The organism is Microbacter sp. GSS18, from assembly GCA_029319145.1.
Lineage (GTDB): Bacteria > Actinomycetota > Actinomycetes > Actinomycetales > Microbacteriaceae > Microbacterium.
This window is the reverse complement of sequence record CP119753.1, coordinates 1,865,957-1,887,294: the sequence shown is the minus strand read 5'-3', so window position 1 is coordinate 1,887,294 and position 21,338 is coordinate 1,865,957. Positions and strand designations below refer to the sequence as shown.

Below are 21,338 nucleotides of genomic sequence, written 5' to 3'. Positions count from 1 at the left end.
CGGTGAGAGGTGTTAGCCGACGGTCTCGGCGAGCGGCGCCATCGGCGCCCATGTCTTGTCGCGCGCGATCGTGTGCCCGGCACGCAGCCCGCGCCACAGGTTGCTCGTGCCGCGCACGGTGCGCTCGACGAACAGCAGGCGGATGAGCTCCTTGCCGAACGTCAGCGTCGTGCCGAGGCCGAACAGCACCGGGTTGTACACGCCCAGCTCACGGTAGTAGCGCTTGATGATCGCGCGATTGCGCATGATGTAGAAGCGGTAGGTGTTGCTGGACGCGTTCATGTGCCGCGTGCCCATGTCCCACTGCTTGATCTCGCGGGTGCGCCGCAGCACGAACTCGTCGACGATCACCGACTGCGTCTTGCGCGAGGCGAGCCACCCGTACAGCTGGTCGTCCCAGTAGATGAAGAACCGGGGGTCGGGAAGGCCGATCTGGGCCACGATGTCGCGGTGGATGAACATGCCCTCGAAGCATCCGGAGTTCATCGGGCGGTACCCCGAATCGTCGAAGTCCGCGGGGGCGAAGGGGATCGGGATCCCCATGCGCTCGGCGACCCGGTACTGCCAGTAGAACTCGCTGCCGTCGAAGTCGTACCGGCGCCCCTGGATGGACCGGAAGCGCGGCGCCCACCTGCCCATCTTCGCCAGACCGTCGGGGAGCACCTCGACGTCGTCGTCCATGAGCCAGATCCACTCCGAGCCGAGCTCGTACGCCACGCGCACGCCCTCGCTGAAGCCGCCCGAGCCGCCGGTGTTCGTCTCCATGCGGCGGTACACCAGCTCGGTGCCGATGCGCTCGCGGAAGGACTCCACGACATCGGTGGTGTCGTCCTGGGAGGCGTTGTCGACGATCACGACGTGACCCGGCTTGGGGTCCATCGTCACGATGCTCTCGAGGAGCCGGGCGAGCAGCCCCGACCTGTTGTAGGTCACGATGGCGATCGTCGCCGAAGAGGGGGCGAACACGGGGTCCGCGGGCAGCGATGGAGGATCGGATGCGACTGGCATGACGCGAGAATCCTACCCTGGTTGGAAGAACGCTCCGGTGCGCGGCATTCAGGAAGCGGACGACGCCGCCTGCTCGACGCGCACGGTCACGACCTGACCGGTCAGATCGCCGCCGGCGACGCGCAGAGTGACCCGGGCGACGTGGTCGGGATCCAGCAGGGAGGACTCGGGCTCGTCGCCGAATGCGGCGGTGCGCATGGGCGTGTGCGTCCGCTGCGGGTTGATGCAGTTGATCTTCACGCCGGTCGCGCCCCACTCCTCGGAGAGCGCCTGGGTCAGGTTCACCACGGCGGCCTTGCTCGCCGAGTACACGCCGTAGTTCGCACGTCCGCGCGTGTACGAGCTCGACGTGAACAGGATCATCTGGCCGCCGGTCTTCTTCAGGTACTTGTGCGCGGCGCGCGAGACGATGACGGGAGCGAGGAAGTTCGTCTCGATCGTCGTCTCGATCTGCCGGACCTTCGTCTTGGCCAGGGGCCCGATCTGGAGGATCCCGGCGGTGAGCACCACGACGTCGATGCGGCCCGTCGCCTCGAAGACCGACTTCAGCGCCCGCTTGACCAGCACGCGCGAGCGTACGTCGGTGCCCGTGGTGGTGCGGCTGAACTCGTGCACGTCCGCCCCGGCGCGGCGCGCGAGCTCGACCGTGCTCGCCCCGATGCCGTAGCTGCCGCCGAAGACGACGACGACCTTGCCGGTCATGTCGGGCAGCTCGTCGGCGTCTGCGGACAGGCTCTCGGACTGCAGCTGGAAGAGCTTGTCGGCGATGTGCACGTCGATCGGCTCGGTGACCTTCATGTTCTGCGCCGTGCCGTCGACGACGTAGATCGGGGTCTCGGGGAGGTACTGGAAGACCACGCCGCAGTCGTCGGTGGCCTGGAAGGACTTGTCCTGGTTCGCCAGCTCGTACGCGCGGCGGAGCGTTCCGAGCCGGAAGGCCTGCGGGGTCTGGCCGCGGCGGAGGCGCGAGCGATCCGGGATGTCGGTGATGTGCGAGGCGGCGTCGACCTGGATGATCGTGTCGGCGGAGGGGATCGCGGTGTCGACGGCGTCGTAGTCGTCGAGCGCGTCGACGCAGTCGCCGATGATGCGGTCGTCGACGAACGGGCGGACGGCGTCGTGGAAGAGCACCTTGACATCGGGGTCGTCGCCGAGGGCTGCCAGCGCCGCCTGGGTGGAGTCGTTCCTCGTCGCCCCGCCGGGGATGATGCGCGAGAGCTTGGGGAAGCGCTCGGGGTCGCGCAGTCCGTCCAGCTCGCGGATCGCGCCGGCGTTCATGACGATCATGATCTCGTCGACGAGGGGGCTGGCGTTGACGGTCTCGAGCGTGTGCTCGACGATCGCCTTGCCCGCGATCTTGATGAGCTGCTTCGGGATGCCGAGCCCGACGCGAACGCCCACCCCTCCGGCCAGAAGGACGACGACGGTTCGGGGCTGAGACATGGCTGCGGTGCTTTCGGTGGGGGAGGGGACGCCTTATCCTACGACGCTGAATTCCGGGTGAACGGCGGGTTAAGATGGCCAGCGGCATCGGCGGCCTACGGAAGGGAGCACCGGGTGAAGCGCGTGGAGCGGCTCGGCGAGTACTCGCGGCGCTGGGCGTGGGACGACCACGGCAGCTCGATCGGGGCCCTCCTGACGGTTCTGGCCTTCGCCGTCGGGTGGTGGCAGCTCGGGCTCGTCCTGATCGCCGTCGTCGCCGCGGTGATGTTCCGCTCGCAGGCACGGGTGCGGCGGTGGGCGGGGCGGTTCGTCGCGCCGCGGCTCATCCTCGTCGCCGCGCTCATCCCGGTGCTGGCGCAGGGAGTGTCGCCCGAGGCGGGCGCTGCGATCACGATCGTCGGATGCGCCGTCGTCGCCGAGCGCCTGCTTCGCGATCCGCTCCTGCGCCTCGGCGCGCGGCGGTTCCTGAACATCCCGGGCGCCGACCCGTCGGCGGACGGCGAGGTGGCCTCGCGCACGGCGTTCTCGGTGAACTCGATCGCGCTGCTGCTGGGCCTCGCGGCGGCGGCGTGGGCGCTGCCGGTGCTCGCCTTCGCGGCGGCGGTCGTCTCGGTGCTCGCCACGCTCGCTCTCGGCATCGCGATCGCGCGGGCCCGGCCCCGGCGGGCCGCATCGCTCGAGCGCGGATTCGCCGGACTGGCCGAGGCGAGGCCGGTCTTCCTGCTGCACTGGGACGGTCCGGCCTCGGCGGCGTACCAGCTGACGATGTGGCTGCCGTACCTCGACCGGCTCGGCCTGCCCTACGCGATCGTCGTGCGGAACCGTGCCGTCGTGGACGACCTGGCGGGCGTCACGGACGCCCCGGTCGTGCACTGCGTGGCGGAGGCGGACGTCGAGCGCGTCGTGGTCGACTCCGTCACGACGGTCTTCTACGTCAACACCGCGCTGAAGAACGCGCACCTGATCCGGTACAACCACCTCACCCACATCCAGCTCAACCACGGCGACAGCGACAAGCCCGCGTCGGCGAGCAAGGCCTTCCGGATGTTCGACGTCAACTTCGTCGCGGGACGGGCGGCGATCGACCGTTTCGCCCACTACGGGGTGCACGTCGAGCCTGGGCAGGCGCAGATCGTCGGGCGGCCGCAGGTGGAGGCCATCGAGAGGGCGGATGCGCGGGCCGAGGGCGCTCCGACCGTGCTGTACGCGCCGACGTGGGGCGGCTACTTCAGCGACTCGGACTTCTGCTCGCTGCCGGTGGGTGCCGCGCTGGTGCAGGATCTGCTCGACCGCGGATGCCGGGTCGTGTTCCGGCCGCACCCCCTCACCGCGCGCAACCCCGAGCACGGCGCGATCGTCGACCGCATCGACGCGATGCTGGCCGCGCACGCGTCCGCGCACGACGTCGACCACGCGTGGGGCGTCCGGGCGACGCAGGAGTGGTCGATCGTGGACTGCATGAACGCGTCCGACGCCATGATCGCGGACGTGTCGAGCACCGTCACGGACTATCTCTTCTCCGAGAAGCCGCTGGCGATGATGTCGCCGTCGACGAGCGCGGACGCGTTCGTCGAGAGCTACGCCGTCGCCGGATACACCTACGTGCTCGAGGGGGAGCCGGCGTCGTGGACCGCGGTGCTGGACGACATGTTCGGCGACGACTCGATGCGCGGGCGGCGACGTGCCGGCCGGGACTACTATCTCGGCGACTTCTCCGCCGCGGCGTACGCCGACGCCTTCGTCGAGGCGGCCCGCGACTGGCTGCGCCGCGCTGCGGAGCCGGCTGCGCGCTGAGCGCGCCGCGACCGCCGGCGCGCCCCGGCGGAGGCGGTCGGCGCGCGCGGTCGTCCGCGAGCCGGTGTCAGGCCGCCCGGTCGGCGGGGTCCGCCACGTCGGCGTACGAGACGACGGCGGCGGCGAGGCGCTCCGTGATCGAGGTCCTTGAGCCGTTCGGCGGAAGCTGGACGAATCGGTCGCGCATGCGGGCCATCGCTTCGGCCGTCGTCGTCCCGGCGGCCACGTGCGAGGCGAGCTCGTCCGCCGTCGCCGCGACGGTCAGGCCCAGCGCCTGCGGGTAGTCGACGTAGAAGTCCCGCGAGTTCGTGTAGCTGTCCAGATCGGGGGCGAGCAGGTAGGAGGGCACTCCCGCCACCGCCGCTTCGAAGACGGCCGACGAGTAGTCGGTGATGAAGACGTCGGCCACCAGCAGGAGCTCCTGCGTGGACATGCCGGGCGCGACCCGCAGATCGGGGCTTCGCAGCGGCCGCAGGATCGGATGCAGCTTGGTGATCGTCGCGTAGCCGATGTCCCTCATGCGGGCGGTGAGCTCGAGCGGATCGATCCCCTGCGACGTGCCGTCGGTGCGGAAGGTGGGTGCGAACAGCGCGATGGGCCGGCCGGACAGATCCGGGTACAGCGTGCGGAAGCGCTCGCGAGCCCGTCGTCTGACCTCGTCGTCCCGCAGGTAGTCGACGCGCGGCAGCGGCGCGATCATGACGCGTTCGGGGTCGACGCCGAACGCCTCGGCGTAGGGCTCTCGACAGATCTCGGCGCTGGCGACGACGACATCGTAGTTCCGGTGCATCCGCATGGCCCGGGCGATCCGCGGGTCTCGGCCTTCGGGCCGGCCGAGGATGCTGAGCCCGAACTTCTTGAGCGAGCCCAGCGCGTGCCACAGCTGGACGACGGTCAGGCCCGAGCCGTGCCTGGCGGCGCTCGCGACGACCGAGTAGCCGTCGATGATCAGCACGCGCGAGGTGGCGACGTGATAGAGCTCGGCCAGCAGATGGAATGCGTAGACGGCCTTGCCCACGATGCCCGGGGGGACCATGCGGGCGATCGTCGTGATCTCGACATCCGCGTCCTCGTGCCGGATGGCGCGCTCGAGAAGCACGAAGTCCAGCGGCGGTTCCTTGTGCTCGCGCGTGATCATCGTGATCTTGCGCCGGCGGGGCAGCACCCGCATCAGCCTGCTCGCCGTCCCGAGGGCGAACCTCGCGGCGTAGGCGGCCGCGAGATCGAGTCGCAGTGCCTGGATCCACGAGCGCTTCGGCGTCTCGGGAGCGCGGCCGTCGGCGATGTCGGCGGCGATCCGTTCGGACGAGTGGCCGTCGAGCATGCCGCAGAACTCGGCCAGGAATCGGTCCAGGGCCTCGTCGTCGACCGTGGCCGTGCCGATGGCCTCGGCGAGGCGGTCGGGGTCGCGCACGACCGGTCCGGTCGCATACGCCTCGAACGGCCGGTAGAAGGCGCGGGAGGACGTGTACTCCTCGAGATCGGGCGCGAACAGCACGATCGGCCGCCGCAGCAGTGCGAACTCGAACACGGCGGACGAGTAGTCGGTCACCAGCACGTCGGCCGCGGCGAGGACGTCGTTCATGTCGAGACCGTCCCCGGCATCGAGAAGGCCCTCGGGGAGCGGGCCGGCGGCCCGCTCGGTGAACGGATGCCGTCGGACGGCGACCCGCCAGCCGGGCCCCAGGTCGCGGGCCACGCCCGCCCAGTCGGCGCTCTCGTCGACGTAGGCGCTGAGCTGCCCGTTCCCGCGGAAGGTGGGCGCGAACACCGCCAGGCGCTCGTCGTCCCGCACCCCGAGCGCGTCGCGCACCCGTGCCCGGGCGGCGGCGAGCGCGTCGTCGTCGAAGAAGAAGTCGGTGCGCGGGACGCCGAGCGCGCGTACGCGAGCGCGGTCGATGCCGTACGCCTCGGCGTAGTCGGAGCGGATGCCCTCGGAACTGACGTACGCGTCGGTGTAGTTGCGGTGGATGCGGCTGCCGGGCGTCGGCCCGCCCGGCAGGCCCGCGCGGCTGTGGCCGACGCGCTTGAACGCGCCGGCCGCGTGCCAGAGCTGGACCAGGCGGGTGCCCCGCCGCAGGGGGAGCTCGTAGATGAGGGGGTAGAAGTCGTCGACGACGATGACGCCGCTCGTGGCCATCAGGTACGGCAGGCGCAGGACGTCACGCAGCGGGCGCCGCGCCCGCAGGCTCGGCTTGAACACCCCCGTGACGCGCGTTCCGGGGCGCTGGCGCGCAAGTTCGCGCCGCACCCATTCCATGTTGCCGGTGAACCCCGCGTGCGAGTCCGACAGGAACAGCACGCGGCTGCGCCGCGGTCGCGTGACGAGCCTCAGCAGCGTGTAGGGCACCGCGTAGGGCAGGAAGCGAAGGGTGCGCAGAGCCGACGATGCTCGCAGGCGTTCACGCAACATTCACTGTTCCTTTGTTGACGTGCGGGGACGCCCCATTGTAGGCAGGCGCGCGAGCGCCTCACGCACGTGTCCACAGGAAGCGGGCGGATCCGTCGCGCCGCCGAGTCAGTTCTCGGCCTCGAGCCCCGGGGGGTCGACCGGCGAGGAGTCGATCCGCCGACGCCACGAGCGCGACTGCCCCGCCCGCACGGCCAGGAGCACCAGCATGAGCCAGCCGAGTCCGGCGAGGGTGAACGACTCGAAGACCGAGTCGACGAGGAGTGCCACCATCATGAGGGGCGTCCATGCGTACAGCACCGACCTGCGGGCCGAGGCGTCCAGCCACGCGCGCACCAGTGCGGTGACGGCGAACGCGATGAAGATGAGCAGGCCGATCCACCCGGTCTGCAGCAGCACGTCGAACCACGCGTTGAGCCCCGTCGCGTGGTCGGCGTCGAGTCGGTAGTTGAGCAGATTGAAGGGGAGCTCCCGCGGGGCCCACGGGCCGTACCAGCCCCAGCCCTGGATGGGCCGCAGGCGGACGAGGTCGACCATGGCGTTCCACAGGTCGACCCGCATCGAGATGTCGCGTCCGGCGTTGATGAACGCGATGATGGCGTGCCTGGTGAGGTATCCGAGCAGGAGCGAGATCACCACGAGGCCGCCGAGCGCCGTCTGCACGGCGGAGCGGCGCCGCTCGGGGGTGTGGCGCACGAGCCACAGCGCCCCCAGCGCCGTGCCGACTCCCACCGCCACCACGAGGACGGTGGGGGAGTCGCTGAGCACGGCGAGGCTGCCGGCGAGCACGACCGACGCCAGCGAGACGCCGGTGCGCACCGACTGCATGCGGTACTCGATGAGGAACGTGATGATGGCCAGCACGGCGACGAACCCGAGCATGTTGCGGGTGCCGAAGATGCCCTGGATCGGGCCGAGGTCGGCGATGTCGCCGCGCACGCCGAGGAACAGCAGCGGCGTGTCCAGCAGGATCCCCGAGAGGATCTCGACGCCGAGCGACACCCCGAGCATCACGCGCAGGACGTCGCTGAGCGCGCGCACCGTCTGCAGCGTGTCCCGCACGTGCCCGATGACGACGGCGAGCAGGGCGATCGCGACGGTCGAGATCCAGCTCGCCGCGGAGAGCCTCGAGTCGGTGCTCCAGAAGATGCTCGCGAACGTCCAGGCGATGAAGATCGCCAGCGACGTCGGCACCAGGCGCAGCAGCGACACCTCGCGGCGCCGGCTGATCAGGACGCCGATGCCGAGCAGGCACAGGCCGGCGATGATCGTGGCGTACGTGACGCGGCTGGTCAGCCGTTCGATCAGATACGAGGCGAACACCGCTCCGAGCACGGTGTAGGTGTACGCGCGGGCGAACGACGGCGAGTCCAGCACCTGCGCCGCCCACGGGCGCGTGCGACCGGTGTCGCTCACGGGCGGTATCTCGACGGCTCGCCGCGCTCGATCGCCGCGCTCTGCTCGGCGGGGCCCACCCCGATCAGCGGCGACTGCTTGATCTTGGCTCCCAGCAGCACCAGCAGCATCCAGCCCCACAGGATGAGGGGCGACGACTCGGCGACGCCCTGCACCAGCAGGATGGCTCCCAGCAGGGTCGGCAGCAGCGTGAGTGGCGAGTAGGGTCGGTCGGCCCGCAGATCCCAGCGGGGTCGGTCGACGGCGAAGAACCACGCGCGCCAGACATACGCGATCATCAGCGCGCCGAACAGCACCAGCCCGACGACGCCCAGCTGCAGATACACGTCCGCCCACACGCTGTGGGCCTGCATGACGGTCTGGTCGTGATCGATGATCCAGCCGTCGAACGACGCCTCCCACGGCATCCAGGGTGAGGCGAACCCCCATCCGGCCACCGGCCGCTCGCCGGCCCGCTCGAGCACGGCGGCCCAGATGTCCTCGCGTCCGGTCAGGTCGGCGCTGCGTCCGAGCGTCGTGAACAGGTCGTCCCGCCAGATCCACAGCGCGGTCCCGCCGCCGAGCCCGATCAGCGCGTAGCCGATGTAGTAGCGCGTGCGTCCGCCCGGGCGCCGCACGGTGCGCATCAGCAGCACCGTGGTCAGCACGATCGCCACGGCCACGGCGGCGACGAAGGCGGTCGCCGAGGCCGCACGGAAGAAGAGGTACCCCGCCAGCGCGATCCAGACCAGCAGCAGGGTGCGGCGCGGCGGCGCAGCGGCGTAGCGGATGCCGAACACCACGATCGCCAGCAGCGCGACCGGCCCGAGCAGGTTCGCGTTGCCCATGATCCCCTGGATGCGGCCGCCGGCGAAGAGGTTGTCGCGCGACCAGTACACGATCGGATCGACCGGCCCGGTCGCGGTGGCGAACCCGGGGAGCACGGGGCCGTGGATGACGAGCGAGACGAACAGCTCGAACAGGATCGACAGCGCCAGGACCCACATCAGCGCGGAGGCGATCGATCGCACCACTTCGCTCCACGTGAGCGCGCTGCCGATGAAGACCGCCTGGAGCGTCGTGATGAGCAGCAGGAGCAGGGTCAGCGCCGTCGTCGCCGGCCACGCCGACCACGTCAGCGACAGCGTCGCCCACGCCACGTACGTGACGACGTACCAGGGCAGGCGTCGCCACGCGAGCGGCGGCCGCAGGCGCAGCCACACCGCGACCGACACGATGCCGCCGCCGATGGCGACGACCGCCGCGCCGTAGGGTCCGAAGGCGTTCACCCACGCGGGGCCCGCGAACGCGCTGAACAGCACGAACACGACCCAGGCCCGCAGCATCAGGTGGCCCGTCTTCTCGCGGGCCGGGGGCGTCGGCGGAAGCGACACCGGGTGCTTCGAGTACTGGGCCATCGTGAGGAAAGGGTACCGCGCGCGGTCCGCCCGGCCGGGGCTGCGCGGACCGTTATCCGCCTGCGACACGCCGTCGGCGCGTCGCGAACGTTAAACGGGGCCTTGAGGCTTTAGTATCCGCGACTTGACCGATGGGAATGACACGGGTGTAATTATCCGTACACGCGGACCGGCGTGGTGGGGGGAAATCCGAGGGGGAGGACGACATGGCGGCTGCACAATACCGTTCCGGCGTTCCCGATAACTGGTTCGTCGATCCCGTCCAGCTGGGCGTGCCGGGGGTACGCCGGCAGCCGCCGGGCGACGAGGAGAACGCCCTGGCGTGGCAGACCGATGCGCTGTGCGCCCAGACCGACCCCGAGGCGTTCTTCCCGGAGAAGGGCGGTTCCACGCGGGATGCCAAGCGCATCTGCGGCTCGTGCGACGTCCGCGGCGAATGCCTCGACTACGCGCTCGAGAACGACGAGCGGTTCGGCATCTGGGGCGGTCTCAGCGAGCGCGAGCGCCGCAAGCTCAAGCGCCACGCCAGCTGAGCGCAGGGTGCCCGGCGGATCCGCCGTGGGCGGCGCGTGCGACCGGCGCTGCCCGGTGTCGCGCCTAGGCTGACCTCGTCATGCCCGCCCGTGTCCATGCTCTTGTCGTCGTGCGCCCCGACGGCCGCACGCCCGCCGCGTTCCACCTGCGGCGGACGCTCGCGGCGCTGGGGACGCAGACCCGCGCCCCCGACGCGCTGACCATCGTGCTGTGCGGCGAGCACGATGGCGTGAGCGAGGTCGTCGCCGGGTCCGGCGCGGACGACGTGATCACCGCTCCCGCCGCCACGTCCTTCGCGGCCGCGACGGCGCAGGCCGCGGCGCGCGCCGAAGGTGCGGATGCCCTGTGGCTCCTCGCCCAGGACACCGCGCCCGAGCCGGAGGCCCTGTCTCATCTGGTCGCTGCCCTGGAGCGCGCGCCATCGGTCGCGTTCGTCGCGCCGAAGCTCGTGCGGTGGGACGACCGCAGTCTGATCGTGTCGCTGGGCGTGACCTTGAGCCGCTTCGGCCGAACGGTGGGGCTGGCCGACGGCGAGTTCGATCAAGGTCAGCACGACGGCCGCGACGACGTCCTCGGCGCCGATGTGCGAGGCCTCCTGGTGCGCGCCGACGCGTGGGAGCGACTGGGCGGACTGGACGCCGCGCTCGCCGGCGCCGACGAAGGGCTCGACCTGGGCGTGCGCGCGCGACTGGCCGGCGCGCGCGTCGTCCTCGTCCCCGCGGCGCTGGTCGCCACATCGGACGACGGGGTCGCGGGCCTGCCGTCGCCGCTGACCCCCGCGCGCCGGCGCCGTGCGGCCTACGCGCGCCGTGCGGCGTGGCTGCACCGGCACCTCGTCTACGTCCCCGCGGCGCTCGCCGTGCTGCTGTGGCTCGGGCTCCTGCCGCTGGCCGCGCTGCGCACGGTGCTGCATCTCGTGCGCAAGCAGCCGGGCCTCATCGCCCCCGAGTGGGCGGCGACGGCCGTCGTCTGGGTGCGCGTGGCGGCGGTTGTCCGTGCGCGTCGGCGCATCGCGGCGACGCGCCGCGCGGCGTGGCCCCAGATCGCGGCGCTGCGGGCCACGCGCGTCCAGGAGCGCGAGCGGGTCGAGGACGAGGACGACGACGACTCGGCCGGGGGCTACCGGCGCCCGGATCTGCGGTTCTTCGCCGGCGGGGGCGCGTGGCTCGTGCTCGCCGCGCTCGTGGTCTCGGTCATCGCCTTCCCCGCGCTGCTGGCCTGGCCGGTCCCCGGCGGCGGCGCGCTGGCGCCGCTGCGCGAGCAGGTCGCTCAGCTGTGGGTCGATGCGGCGTGGGGGCGCCGTGCGCTCGGGCTCGACACCCTCGGCCCGGCCGACCCCTTCGCCGCCGTCGTCGCCGTCCTGGGATCGCTGACGTGGTGGGATCCGTCCCGCGTGCTGTCGCTGCTGTGGGTGCTCGCCCTGCCGCTGGCGGCGCTGGGCGGATGGGTCGCGGCGACGCGCGTCACCGACCGCCCGTTCCTGCGCATCGTCGGCGGTGCGCTGTGGGCACTGGCCCCCGCGTTCCTCGTGGCCCTGGTCGACGGCCGCCCCACCGGGGTCATCGTGCACCTGCTGCTGCCGTGGCTGCTGTACGCCGGCTCCGTCGCGCACCGATCATGGTCGGCTGCGGGCGCCGCCTCGCTGCTGCTGGCCGCCGTGGTCGCCGCTTCGCCGTCGCTCGCGCCCGCCCTCCTGCTGGTGTGGGGTGGTGCCGTGGTGCTGGCCGTCGCCCTCCGTTCGGGGCGCGGCGTCACGCGCCTGCTGTGGACCGTGGTGCCGTCGATCGCGCTGGCCATCCCCCTGGTCTGGCGCGCCGTCGCGACCGGCGACGGGTGGGGACTGCTCGCCGATCCGGGGATGGTGTGGGCCGGTCCCCAGGTCGGCCCCGACCCCGTCGGCCGGTCGCTGCTGGTCGCCGGCATCCCCACGCCCGACGTCGCGGGGTGGCAGACCCTGCTTCCCGACGGCCCCACGTGGTGGGTGCCGCTGCTGTCGGCGCCGCTCGCGCTGCTGGCGCTCCTCGCGCCGCTCACGCAGCGGTGGGCGGTGGGCATCACGCTGCTCGTGATCGCCGCCTCCGGCGTCGCCACGGCGTTCGCCGGCGTGGGCGTCAGCGTTTCGTACACGCAGTCGCAGACCGTCGCCCTGTGGCCGGGCGCGGGGCTCAGCCTCGCGTGGCTCGGGGTCCTGGGGGCCGCGCTGGTCTCGCTGGACGCCGGATTCCCGCCGCGTCTGGCGCTCGCGCGCGCCGGCGCCGGCGTCGTCGTGGTCGCCGCGGTCGCGGTGCTCGCGGCTCCGTCGCTGTCGGCGATGAGCCGCGGGACGTCGGTGCTCACCGACGGACCCGTCAGCACGCTGCCCGCCTACGTCGCGGCCGAGGGGCGCAGCGATCCGGACCTCGGCACGATCGTCCTCACCCCGCAGAACGACGGCGGAGTGTCGGCGCGCGTGATCTGGGGCGGCAGCGAGACGATCGGCGCGCAGGCGACCATCGTGTCCGCGCGCACCGAGCCGACGCCCGAGGACGCTCAGGTCGCGGCGCTCGCGGCGGACCTCATGACGCCCGCAGCTCAGGACGTCGTCGCCGAGGTCGCCGATCGGGGCATCTCGTTCGTGCTCCTGGCGGCGGCCGCGCCGAACGAGTCCGACGCCGCGCGCTCCGCGACGCTGACCGCGCGCAACGCCCTCGATCAGCGCGACGGGCTCGACGCCGTCGGCGACACCGACAAGGGAGCGCTGTGGCGCGTCACCGAGGACGTCGCGCCGCGCGCGCCCGTGCCGCCGGGCACCGAACCGCTGGCCGAGCTCATCGCGGCGGTCCAGCTGGCGACGGTGGCGATCGCGGCGCTGCTGGCGATTCCGACCGCCGCCTCGCGCCGCGCGTCACGGCGGTCACCCCGCATCGTCGGGCCGCACTGGAGGGAATGGCGATGAGCGAACCGCGACGATTCCGCTGGGCCGCCACCAGTGCGCGCATGCTGGCCGGAACGCTCGTGTCGGCGGGAGCCGTCGTGGCGGCGGTCACGGCGGTCACGCTGCCCTGGCCCACTCACGATCGCGAGCCGCTCAGCGTGTCGGCCGTGCCCGCGCCCGAGGCCTCGGTGCTCGCGTGCACCGGTGGGCTCATGGCGATCGGGCGCGACGTGACCGACGTCGGCGCGATCGGCGCCGCCACGCGGCAGGCCGTGACGTGGGCGGTCGCCGAGGGGTCGCCGGAGCCCGAGGAGACGCGCCTCGCGCCGGTGTCGGTGACCGTCGGCGAAGGGCCGATCGCGCTTTTCGCCGCGCCGCAGGGCCGTGAGCGGACCGACATCGCAGCGGCGGGGGCCTCGACGGTGGACGACGAGGACATCGCCGGCTTCGCCGCATCGGCCTGTCGTCCGCCGCTGCTGGAATCCTGGCTGGTCGGCGGCGCCGCGACGACCGGAGCGGCGGACCTGCTCATGCTGGCCAATCCCGGCGTCGTCCCGTCGATCGTGCAGCTGACCGTCTACGGAGCCGCCGGCGCGACGATCCCCGCCGGCGGCGAGCGCATCGTCGTCGCCCCGGGCACGCAGCGCGTCGTGCCCCTCGCGGGGCTCGCCCTGGGCGAGGAGAGCCCGGTCGTGCGGGTGACCTCGTCGGGGGCTCCCGTGCAGGCATCCCTGCAGTCGAGCCTCACGCGCGTGCTCGATCCCGTCGGCGCGGACCAGGTGGGCCCCATCGCCGAGCCCGCCACCGAGCAGACGATCGTCGGCGTGCGCGTGCCCGAGTCGGCCGTCGACGCCCGTGCGGACATCCCGACGCTCGCGCGCCTGCTGTCGCCCTCCGCCGACGGGACCGCCACGATCACCGTCATGGCGCTGGGCGTGCGGGCACCGATCCGGACCCTCACCGACGTCCCGCTCGTGGCCGGCGTGCCCACCGAGGTGGGGCTCGATGAGCTGGATGCGGGCCTGTACACGGTCGACGTCCAGGCGGACGTGCCCGTCGTCGCCGGCCTGTGGCAGACGACCGGGTCCGACGCCGGCGATGATTTCGCGTGGCACGCCTCGTCGCCTCTCGTCGACGCCGCGAGCCTCGTCGCCGTTCCGGTCGGGCCGGCCGCGACGCTGGTCGTGGCCAATCCCGGCGACGAGGCCGTGGAGGTGACCGTGAACGCCGTGACCCGCTCCGGCGAGACGACGCTGTCGGTACCCGCCGGGGGGACGGCGTCGATGTCGCTGAGGTCCCGGACGGTCTACGAAGTGGACCCGGGGTCCGCGGCGGTGCGCGCCGGGATCTCGATGTCCGGCGACGGCGCGCTCGCGGGCTATCCGGTCTGGCCGGCGGACGCCGCGGCACCCGCCATCATCGTGTATCCGTGAGCCGGCCGCTCACAGGAACCGGAAGCGATCCGGGCCGAGGTCCCACGGATCGCGGTCGAGGTACTCGGCCGCCGCGCGGAAGACGCAGCTCTCGACCATCATCCGGCGGTGCAGGTCGTCGTTGCGATGCAGATGGCTCAGCCGCTCGATCGGCACGCGGTAGAGGATGATGCGGCGCGCATCGGCGAGCACCGTCCATCGAGGGATGCCGGTGTCGTCGGTCGCCGGCGGCATGTCGGCGATCTCGAAGCTGACGTCGCGCAGCTCGGGCCATGCGGAGCGCAGGAACTCCGCCGACGTCCCCACCGACAGGTCGAACCGGTCGATCCGCGTCTCCAGCGGCGGCAGCGGCGGGCGCACCACGGCGCTCCTGCCCTCGCGCCCGTGTCGTCCGTGGCGCTGAGGCCGGGCGGCGGAACCCGCGCGGTGGGAGTCCCGGGTGTGTCGCCAAGCCATGCGCCCATCCTAGGCGCCGAGCCTCCCCGGCGCGGCCTGCCGCTCGGGGGGCGGGAGGGCGATAGCGTGGTCCGCGATGCGCGAGAGACTCTGCTCCAAGGTCGGGTGCGCCCGCGAGGCGGTGTCGACCCTCACCTACGACTACGGCGACCAGATGGCGGCGCTCGGGCCGCTGGGAGCCGCCGGCGACCCGCACGCGCACGACCTGTGCGCGATCCACACCGATCGCCTCTCGGTGCCGCGTGGCTGGATCGTCGTGCGGCACGAGACCCTGCGCACCTGACCGACGCGCGCGGCACCCGGCGTGGGACAATGACGGGATGCCGACCGAAACGTCCGTCGCCGCCGTCGAGTACGTCGTCGCCGATCTGGAGCTGGCTGCCGCGGGCCGTCACCAGATCCGCCTCGCCGAGAACGAGATGCCGGGCCTGATGGCCCTGCGCGCGGAGTTCGCCGACGCGCAGCCGCTGGCGGGAGCCCGCATCGCGGGGTCGCTGCACATGACCGTGCAGACCGCGGTGCTCATCGAGACCCTGACGGCCCTGGGCGCCCGGGTGCGGTGGGCCAGCTGCAACATCTTCTCGACCCAGGACGAAGCGGCCGCGGCCGTCGTCGTGGGGCCGCACGGCACCGCGGAGCATCCGGCGGGCGTGCCCGTCTTCGCGTTCAAGGGCGAGACCCTCGAAGAGTACTGGCGGCTCGCGGACCGCATCTTCGACTGGAGCGGCGAGGGGTTCGACGGTCCGAACCTGATCCTCGACGACGGCGGCGACGCCACGCTGCTGGTGCACAAGGGCGTCGAGTTCGAGCGGGCCGGCGCCGTTCCGCCGGCAGCCGAGGACGACTCGGAGGAGTACCGCGTGGTGCTCGACACCCTCCGGGCGAGCCTGGCGCGCGATGCGCAGCGATTCACGCGGATCGCCTCGGGCCTGGTGGGCGTGACCGAGGAGACCACGACGGGGGTCCACCGGCTGTACGAGCTCGCGGCCGCCGGACGGCTGCTGTTTCCGGCGATCAACGTCAACGACTCGGTCACCAAGTCCAAGTTCGACAACAAGTACGGCATCCGCCACTCGCTGCCGGACGGCATCAACCGCGCCACCGACGTTCTGATGGGCGGCAAGGTCGCGTTCGTGTGCGGCTACGGCGACGTCGGCAAGGGAGCCGCCGAGGCGCTGCGCGGTCAGGGCGCCCGGGTCATCGTCAGCGAAGTGGACCCGATCTGCGCCCTCCAGGCGGCCATGGACGGCTACCAGGTCGCGCGGCTCGAGGACGTCGCCGGCGACGTGGACATCCTGATCACGGGCACCGGGAACAAGGACGTGGTGACCGTCGAGCACGTGCTCGCGCTGAAGCATCTGGCGATCGTCGGCAACATCGGCCACTTCGACAACGAGATCGACATGGCCGGGCTCGAGGCGCTGGCGGGGGCCGAGAAGATCGAGATCAAGCCCCAGGTCCACGAGTGGCGCCTGCCGACGGGGCGCAGCGTGCTGGTGCTCAGCGAGGGCCGTCTGCTCAACCTCGGCAACGCGACCGGGCACCCGTCGTTCGTCATGAGCGCGTCCTTCACCAACCAGGTGCTCGCCCAGATCGAGCTGTTCACGCGGACCGCGGACTACCCGACCGGCGTGTACGTGCTGCCCAAACACCTCGACGAGAAGGTCGCCCGGCTGCACCTGGGTGCGCTGGGTGTCGAGCTGACCACGCTCACACCGCAGCAGGCGGCCTACATCGGCGTTGCCGTCGAGGGGCCGTTCAAGCTGGACCACTACCGCTACTGATCCCGGCCGGGCACGCCCGCAGGGTGCACGCCCCGCGCATGCGTCAGCGTCTGGGCAGCCCGCGCCGCTCGTGCGCGCCGACGAGCCCGGCCACGCGCGCGCTCTCCAGTTCGAGGGCCCGGAACTCGCGATCGCGCCGGATCGCCACGACGCCGCGCACGAACGTCTCGGGATCGCTCGCGGGGACCGGGGACACGAACGCCTTCGCCTCGTCCGCGAGAGCCGCGGCGAGCCGGGCGCGTGCCGGCGGATCCAGGCGGTCCGCACCCGCGGTGAACCGCGCCAGCCGGCGGGCGAGCGGATCGGGCAGCCGGGCCACGTCGGCCACGCGCGCCCACGGCGCCAGCGACGGCGGGAGCTGCGACGAGACGTCCGGCAGCCGCGGCGTGCGGGTCCGCTCGGAGTAGGTGCCGGCGACGAGGTCGCCCAGTCGCTGCGCGCGCGGCGTGAAGGCGCCCACGAGCGCGGCCACGGCGCCGACGGTGAACCACAGCTCGAACACCCCGAGCACGGCGCGGATGAAGGCGTGCCGGAATCCCGCGGCGCCGCCGTCCAGGCGCACGATGCGCCCGCCGACGGCGAGCCGACCGAGGCTGCGTCCCCGCGTCGTCGTCTCGACGACCGTCGGCACCACGATCGTCACGATCACCACGACCGCGATCGACAGGATCGGGACGACGTTCGCGTCGAGGGCGCCCGCCGACACCAGCCAGCCGGCGGCGAACCCGAACAGCACGAGGGCCGCCACCCCCACGAGCATGTCGATGACCGTCCCCAGCGCGCGCAGGAAGTAGCCGAGGGGCTGCACGTCGAGCGCGACGGCCTCGCCGGTGAGCACCTCGTCCTGGTGGATCTCGACGACGACCGGCGCTGAGGCGGCCCCACGGTCCGCGGCAGGAGGCATGGGTACAGTAAAGCAAATGGACCTCGACGCCCTCGCGGCAGCCCGCCGCGCCGAGTGGGAACGGCTCGACGAGCTCAGCCGGTCGCGACGCCTGTCGGGCGCCGAGGTCGACGAGCTGGTCGAGCGGTACCGGTCCGCATCGGCGGACCTCGCCGACATCAAGACGTCGGCCGGGCGCAGCGTCCACTCCGACCACGTCTCGACGATGCTCGGTCGGGCGCGCCTGCGCCTGACCGGCGCCCCCGAGAACGCGCTGCGCCAGATCCCGCGGTTCTTCGCGCTGCAGCTGCCCGCAGCGCTGTATCGGCTGCGCTGGACCACACTGGTGATCGCCGCGGCGTTCACGGCGGTCGTGGCCGTCGTGGCGCTGTGGGTCAACTCGGATCCGGCGCTCGTGGCGAGTCTCGGGTCGCGCGCGCAGCTGGAGCAGTACGCGGAGAACGACTTCACGGGGTACTACAGCGAGAACCCGGCGGCGGTGTTCGCCGGGACGGTATGGACGAACAACGCGTGGATCGCGGCCCAGTGCGTCATGTTCGGCATCACCGGATTCTGGCCGCTCATGGTCCTGGTGCAGAACGCCGTCGGCGTGGGCGTCGCCGCCGCCGTCATGTTCGCGTTCGACCGGGGTGACGTGTTCGTTCTGTTCATCCTCCCGCACGGCCTGCTCGAGCTCACGAGTGTCTTCGTCGCCGCGGCGGCGGGGCTCCACATCTTCTGGGCGTGGGTCGCCCCGGGGCCGCGCCCACGGGGCGAGTCGCTCGCGGCCGCGGGGCGGTCGCTGGCGACCGTGGCCGTCGGACTCGTGTTCGCCCTGGCCGTCTCGGGTCTGATCGAGGGATTCGTCACGCGTCAGGCGTGGCCGTGGCCACTCAAGATCGGCATCGGCGCCCTTGCGCTCGCGGCCTTCCTGCTCTACATGCTGTGGGTGGGCGGTCGCGCCCACCGCCGCGGCGAGACCGGCGACCTGACGGAGTACGAGGCGGGCACGCCCACCGTGGTGGCCGGCTGAGCGGATGTCGCTCTTTTGGATGACTCAAAACAACGCTAGGCTGGAGTCGTGCGTCACGGACCTGCTCTGCCGCCCGACGCCTCGGGCCTGATCCGCGGCGCGGGACTGCGGTCGACCGAACCCCGCCGCGCCGTCCTCCAGGCGCTGACCGACCTCCCGCACGCGAGCGCCGACGACATCCATCGCCGCGTCGCGGCCGAGCTTCCCGCGACGAGTCTGCAGTCCGTCTACAACGCGCTGTCGGACTTCACCGCGGCCGGGCTCGTCCGACGCATCGAGCCCGCGGGCCTTCCCGGTCTGTTCGAGCTGCGCGTCGACGACAACCACCACCACCTCATCTGCTCGCGCTGCGGGGCCGTCGAGGACGTCGACTGCGTCGTGGGCGAGGCGCCCTGCCTCACGCCCGGCGACGCTCACGGCTACGCCCTGTCGGTCGCCGAGGTGACCTTCTGGGGCGTATGCCCCGCGTGTGCCGCGCTCGCCGCCACGTCGTGAGCATCCCGTTCGTCCACCGTTCATCCATCGAGGAAGGAAAACCATGACCGACACCAACGCCACCGGCGTGGGCGGAGCCACCGAGCCCGACCAGTCCGTCACCGTCACCGAGACCCCCGAGCAGCCCGGCGGCTGCCCTGTGGTCCACTCGGCGCAGCCGCACCCCACCGCGGGCTCGGCGAACCGCGTGTGGTGGCCCAACCAGCTGAACCTCAAGATCCTCGCCAAGAACCCCGCGGTGGCGAACCCGCTCGGCGACGGCTTCGACTACAAGGCCGCCTTCGAGGCCCTCGACCTCGACGCCGTCAAGGCCGACATCAACGTCGTGCTCACGACGAGCCAGGACTGGTGGCCCGCCGACTTCGGCAACTACGGCCCCCTCATGATCCGCATGGCCTGGCACTCGGCGGGCACCTACCGCATCACCGACGGTCGCGGCGGCGGCGGCGCCGGACAGCAGCGCTTCGCGCCGCTGAACAGCTGGCCGGACAACGTCGGCCTCGACAAGGCCCGACGTCTGCTGTGGCCGGTGAAGAAGAAGTACGGCCAGTCGATCTCGTGGGCCGACCTGATGATCCTCGCCGGCAACGTCGCGCTGGAGAACATGGGCTTCCCGACCTTCGGCTACGCCGGCGGCCGCCCCGACGTGTGGGAGCCGGACGACGACGTGTACTGGGGTCCCGAGACCACGTGGCTCGGCGACGAGCGCTACAAGGGCGACCGTGAGCTGCAGGGCCCGCTCGCCGCGGTGCAGATGGGGCTCATCTACGTCAACCCGGAGGGCCCGAACGGCACTCCCGACCCCGTGCTGGCCGCCCGTGACATCCGCGAGACGTTCGCCCGCATGGCCATGAACGACGAGGAGACCGTCGCCCTGATCGCCGGCGGCCACACCTTCGGCAAGACCCACGGTGCGGCGTCGGACTCGTACCTCGAGGACGACCCCGAGGCCGCGGGCCTGGAGCGCCAGGGACTGGGCTGGAAGAACAACTTCGGCTCGGGCAAGGGCGACGACCAGATCACGTCCGGGCTCGAGGTGACGTGGACCTACCACCCCACGCGCTGGGACAACGAGTTCTTCCACATCCTCTTCGCCTACGAGTGGGAGCTGATGGAGAGCCCGGCGGGCGCCCACCAGTGGCGCCCGAAGAACGGCGGCGGCAGCGACATGGTGCCGATGGCGCACTCCGAGGGCCGTCGCGAGCCGCGCATGCTCACCACCGACCTGTCGCTGCGCTTCGACCCCGAGTACGAGAAGATCTCGCGCCGGTTCGCCGAGGATCAGGAGGCCTTCACCGACGCGTTCGCACGCGCGTGGTACAAGCTCACCCACCGTGACATGGGCCCGATCGCGCGCTACCTGGGCTCCGAAGTGCCGGACGAGGTGCTGATCTGGCAGGACCCGGTGCCCGTCGTCGACCACGAGCTGATCGACGACGCCGACGCCGCTGCGCTCAAGGAGCAGATCCTCGCGACGGGACTGACCGTGTCCGAGCTGGTCTCGACGACATGGGCTGCGGCATCCACCTTCCGCGGCAGCGACAAGCGCGGCGGCGTCAACGGCGCTCGCATCCGCCTCGCCCCGCAGAAGGACTGGGACGTGAACAACCCGGCTCAGCTGGCGAAGGTCCTGGGCGCGCTCGAGGGCGTGCAGGCGGCGTTCAACGACGGCCGCACCGACGGCAAGAGGGTGTCGCTCGCCGACCTCATCGTGCTCGCCGGCAACGCGGCGGTCGAGAAGGCTGCGGCCGACGCCGGCGTCGAGGCCGCGGTGGTCTTCCACCCCGGGCGCACCGACGCCACCGACGAGCAGACCGATGCCGACTCGTTCCAGTACCTCGAGCCCATCGCCGACGGGTTCCGGAACTACTACGGGCCGCTCGCGGAGCTCCCGGCGGAGCACCACCTCGTCGACAAGGCGAACCTGCTCACGCTCAGTGCGCCCGAGATGACCGTCCTGGTCGGCGGCCTGCGTGTGCTCGGCGCCAACTACGACGGCTCCGACCACGGTGTCCTCACGGACCGCGTGGGCACGCTCACGAACGACTTCTTCGTGAACCTGCTCGACCTCGGCACGACGTGGAAGCCGCTGGACCCGGGCTCGCACGCCTTCGTCGGCACCAAGGACGGCTCGGGCGAGAAGGTGGGCGTGGGCACCCGCGCCGACCTGCTGTTCGGCTCGAACTCGGAGCTGCGGGCCGTCGCCGAGGTCTACGCCTCGGACGACGCCCACGAGAAGTTCGTCCGCGATTTCGTCGCCGCGTGGGGCAAGGTCACCGAGCTGGACCGCTTCGACCTCGCCTGATCGCCACCGCACGGCCGGACGGCCCGCTCCCGA

16 protein-coding genes are annotated in these 21,338 nt (G+C 72.0%); 9 read left to right on the top strand and 7 right to left on the bottom strand.

Going from position 1 to position 21,338, the window contains the following annotated elements; translation table 11 throughout:
* Positions 1-12: 12 nt before the first annotated feature.
* Both P0L94_08880 and P0L94_08875 read right to left on the bottom strand, forming a co-directional pair.
* Positions 13-1,008, bottom strand: a complete 996-nt coding sequence (locus P0L94_08880; GenBank protein WES66178.1) for a glycosyltransferase — start codon at positions 1,006-1,008, stop codon at positions 13-15.
* Between the two features lie 48 nt (positions 1,009-1,056).
* Positions 1,057-2,451: a bifunctional cytidylyltransferase/SDR family oxidoreductase gene (locus P0L94_08875; protein WES66177.1), complete on the bottom strand. Its 1,395-nt coding sequence runs from the start codon at positions 2,449-2,451 to the stop codon at positions 1,057-1,059.
* Positions 2,452-2,565: 114 nt separating this feature from the next.
* Here P0L94_08875 and P0L94_08870 point away from each other — a divergent pair, with 114 nt between their 5' ends.
* Entirely contained in the window at positions 2,566-4,245 is a 1,680-nt protein-coding gene (locus tag P0L94_08870) for a CDP-glycerol glycerophosphotransferase family protein (GenBank protein WES66176.1), read from the top strand.
* A gap of 67 nt (positions 4,246-4,312) precedes the next feature.
* Here P0L94_08870 and P0L94_08865 read toward each other — a convergent pair whose 3' ends face one another.
* From P0L94_08865 to P0L94_08855, 3 genes are all read right to left on the bottom strand, one after another.
* The gene (locus P0L94_08865; protein WES66175.1) at positions 4,313-6,658 is read right to left on the bottom strand and encodes a CDP-glycerol glycerophosphotransferase family protein; all 2,346 of its coding nucleotides are present in this window, start codon (positions 6,656-6,658) and stop codon (positions 4,313-4,315) included.
* Positions 6,659-6,763: 105 nt separating this feature from the next.
* Positions 6,764-8,071 carry an O-antigen ligase family protein gene (locus P0L94_08860; protein ID WES66174.1) on the bottom strand — a complete coding sequence of 436 codons (1,308 nt, stop codon included), beginning with the start codon at positions 8,069-8,071 and terminating at the stop codon, positions 6,764-6,766.
* Positions 8,068-9,468 carry an O-antigen ligase family protein gene (locus P0L94_08855; protein ID WES66173.1) on the bottom strand — a complete coding sequence of 467 codons (1,401 nt, stop codon included), beginning with the start codon at positions 9,466-9,468 and terminating at the stop codon, positions 8,068-8,070. Before P0L94_08855 ends, P0L94_08860 begins: the two co-directional genes overlap by 4 nt.
* Before the next feature lie 206 nt (positions 9,469-9,674).
* Between P0L94_08855 and P0L94_08850 the strand changes: the two genes are divergently transcribed.
* The 3 genes from P0L94_08850 to P0L94_08840 all read left to right on the top strand — a co-directional run bounded on the left by P0L94_08850 (position 9,675) and on the right by P0L94_08840 (position 14,349).
* A complete protein-coding gene (locus P0L94_08850; GenBank protein ID WES66172.1) occupies positions 9,675-10,001 on the top strand; it encodes a WhiB family transcriptional regulator in 327 nt (108 codons plus the stop codon).
* An 80-nt stretch (positions 10,002-10,081) separates the two neighbouring features.
* Entirely contained in the window at positions 10,082-12,937 is a 2,856-nt protein-coding gene (locus tag P0L94_08845) for a glycosyltransferase (GenBank protein ID WES66171.1), read from the top strand.
* Positions 12,934-14,349: a DUF5719 family protein gene (locus P0L94_08840; protein ID WES66170.1), complete on the top strand. Its 1,416-nt coding sequence runs from the start codon at positions 12,934-12,936 to the stop codon at positions 14,347-14,349. Before P0L94_08845 ends, P0L94_08840 begins: the two co-directional genes overlap by 4 nt.
* Before the next feature lie 9 nt (positions 14,350-14,358).
* Here P0L94_08840 and P0L94_08835 read toward each other — a convergent pair whose 3' ends face one another.
* Complete coding sequence (locus P0L94_08835; GenBank protein ID WES66169.1) at positions 14,359-14,805, bottom strand: metallopeptidase family protein; 447 nt, start codon at positions 14,803-14,805, stop codon at positions 14,359-14,361.
* Positions 14,806-14,881: 76 nt separating this feature from the next.
* Here P0L94_08835 and P0L94_08830 point away from each other — a divergent pair, with 76 nt between their 5' ends.
* Positions 14,882-15,088, top strand: a complete 207-nt coding sequence (locus P0L94_08830; GenBank protein ID WES66168.1) for a DUF3499 family protein — start codon at positions 14,882-14,884, stop codon at positions 15,086-15,088.
* Positions 15,089-15,125: 37 nt separating this feature from the next.
* On the top strand, positions 15,126-16,589 hold the full coding sequence (ahcY, locus tag P0L94_08825; protein ID WES66167.1) for an adenosylhomocysteinase: 1,464 nt from the start codon (positions 15,126-15,128) through the stop codon (positions 16,587-16,589).
* Between the two features lie 43 nt (positions 16,590-16,632).
* Here ahcY and P0L94_08820 read toward each other — a convergent pair whose 3' ends face one another.
* Complete coding sequence (locus P0L94_08820) at positions 16,633-17,493, bottom strand: RDD family protein (GenBank protein WES66166.1); 861 nt, start codon at positions 17,491-17,493, stop codon at positions 16,633-16,635.
* 16 nt (positions 17,494-17,509) lie between these two features.
* Here P0L94_08820 and P0L94_08815 point away from each other — a divergent pair, with 16 nt between their 5' ends.
* From P0L94_08815 to katG, 3 genes are read left to right on the top strand one after another with little or no spacing between them, the layout of a single operon-like run.
* Positions 17,510-18,505: a stage II sporulation protein M gene (locus tag P0L94_08815; protein ID WES66165.1), complete on the top strand. Its 996-nt coding sequence runs from the start codon at positions 17,510-17,512 to the stop codon at positions 18,503-18,505.
* A 48-nt stretch (positions 18,506-18,553) separates the two neighbouring features.
* Positions 18,554-19,000: a Fur family transcriptional regulator gene (locus tag P0L94_08810; protein WES66164.1), complete on the top strand. Its 447-nt coding sequence runs from the start codon at positions 18,554-18,556 to the stop codon at positions 18,998-19,000.
* 43 nt (positions 19,001-19,043) lie between these two features.
* Entirely contained in the window at positions 19,044-21,305 is a 2,262-nt protein-coding gene (katG, locus tag P0L94_08805) for a catalase/peroxidase HPI (protein WES66163.1), read from the top strand.
* The last annotated feature ends 33 nt before the right edge of the window (positions 21,306-21,338 follow it).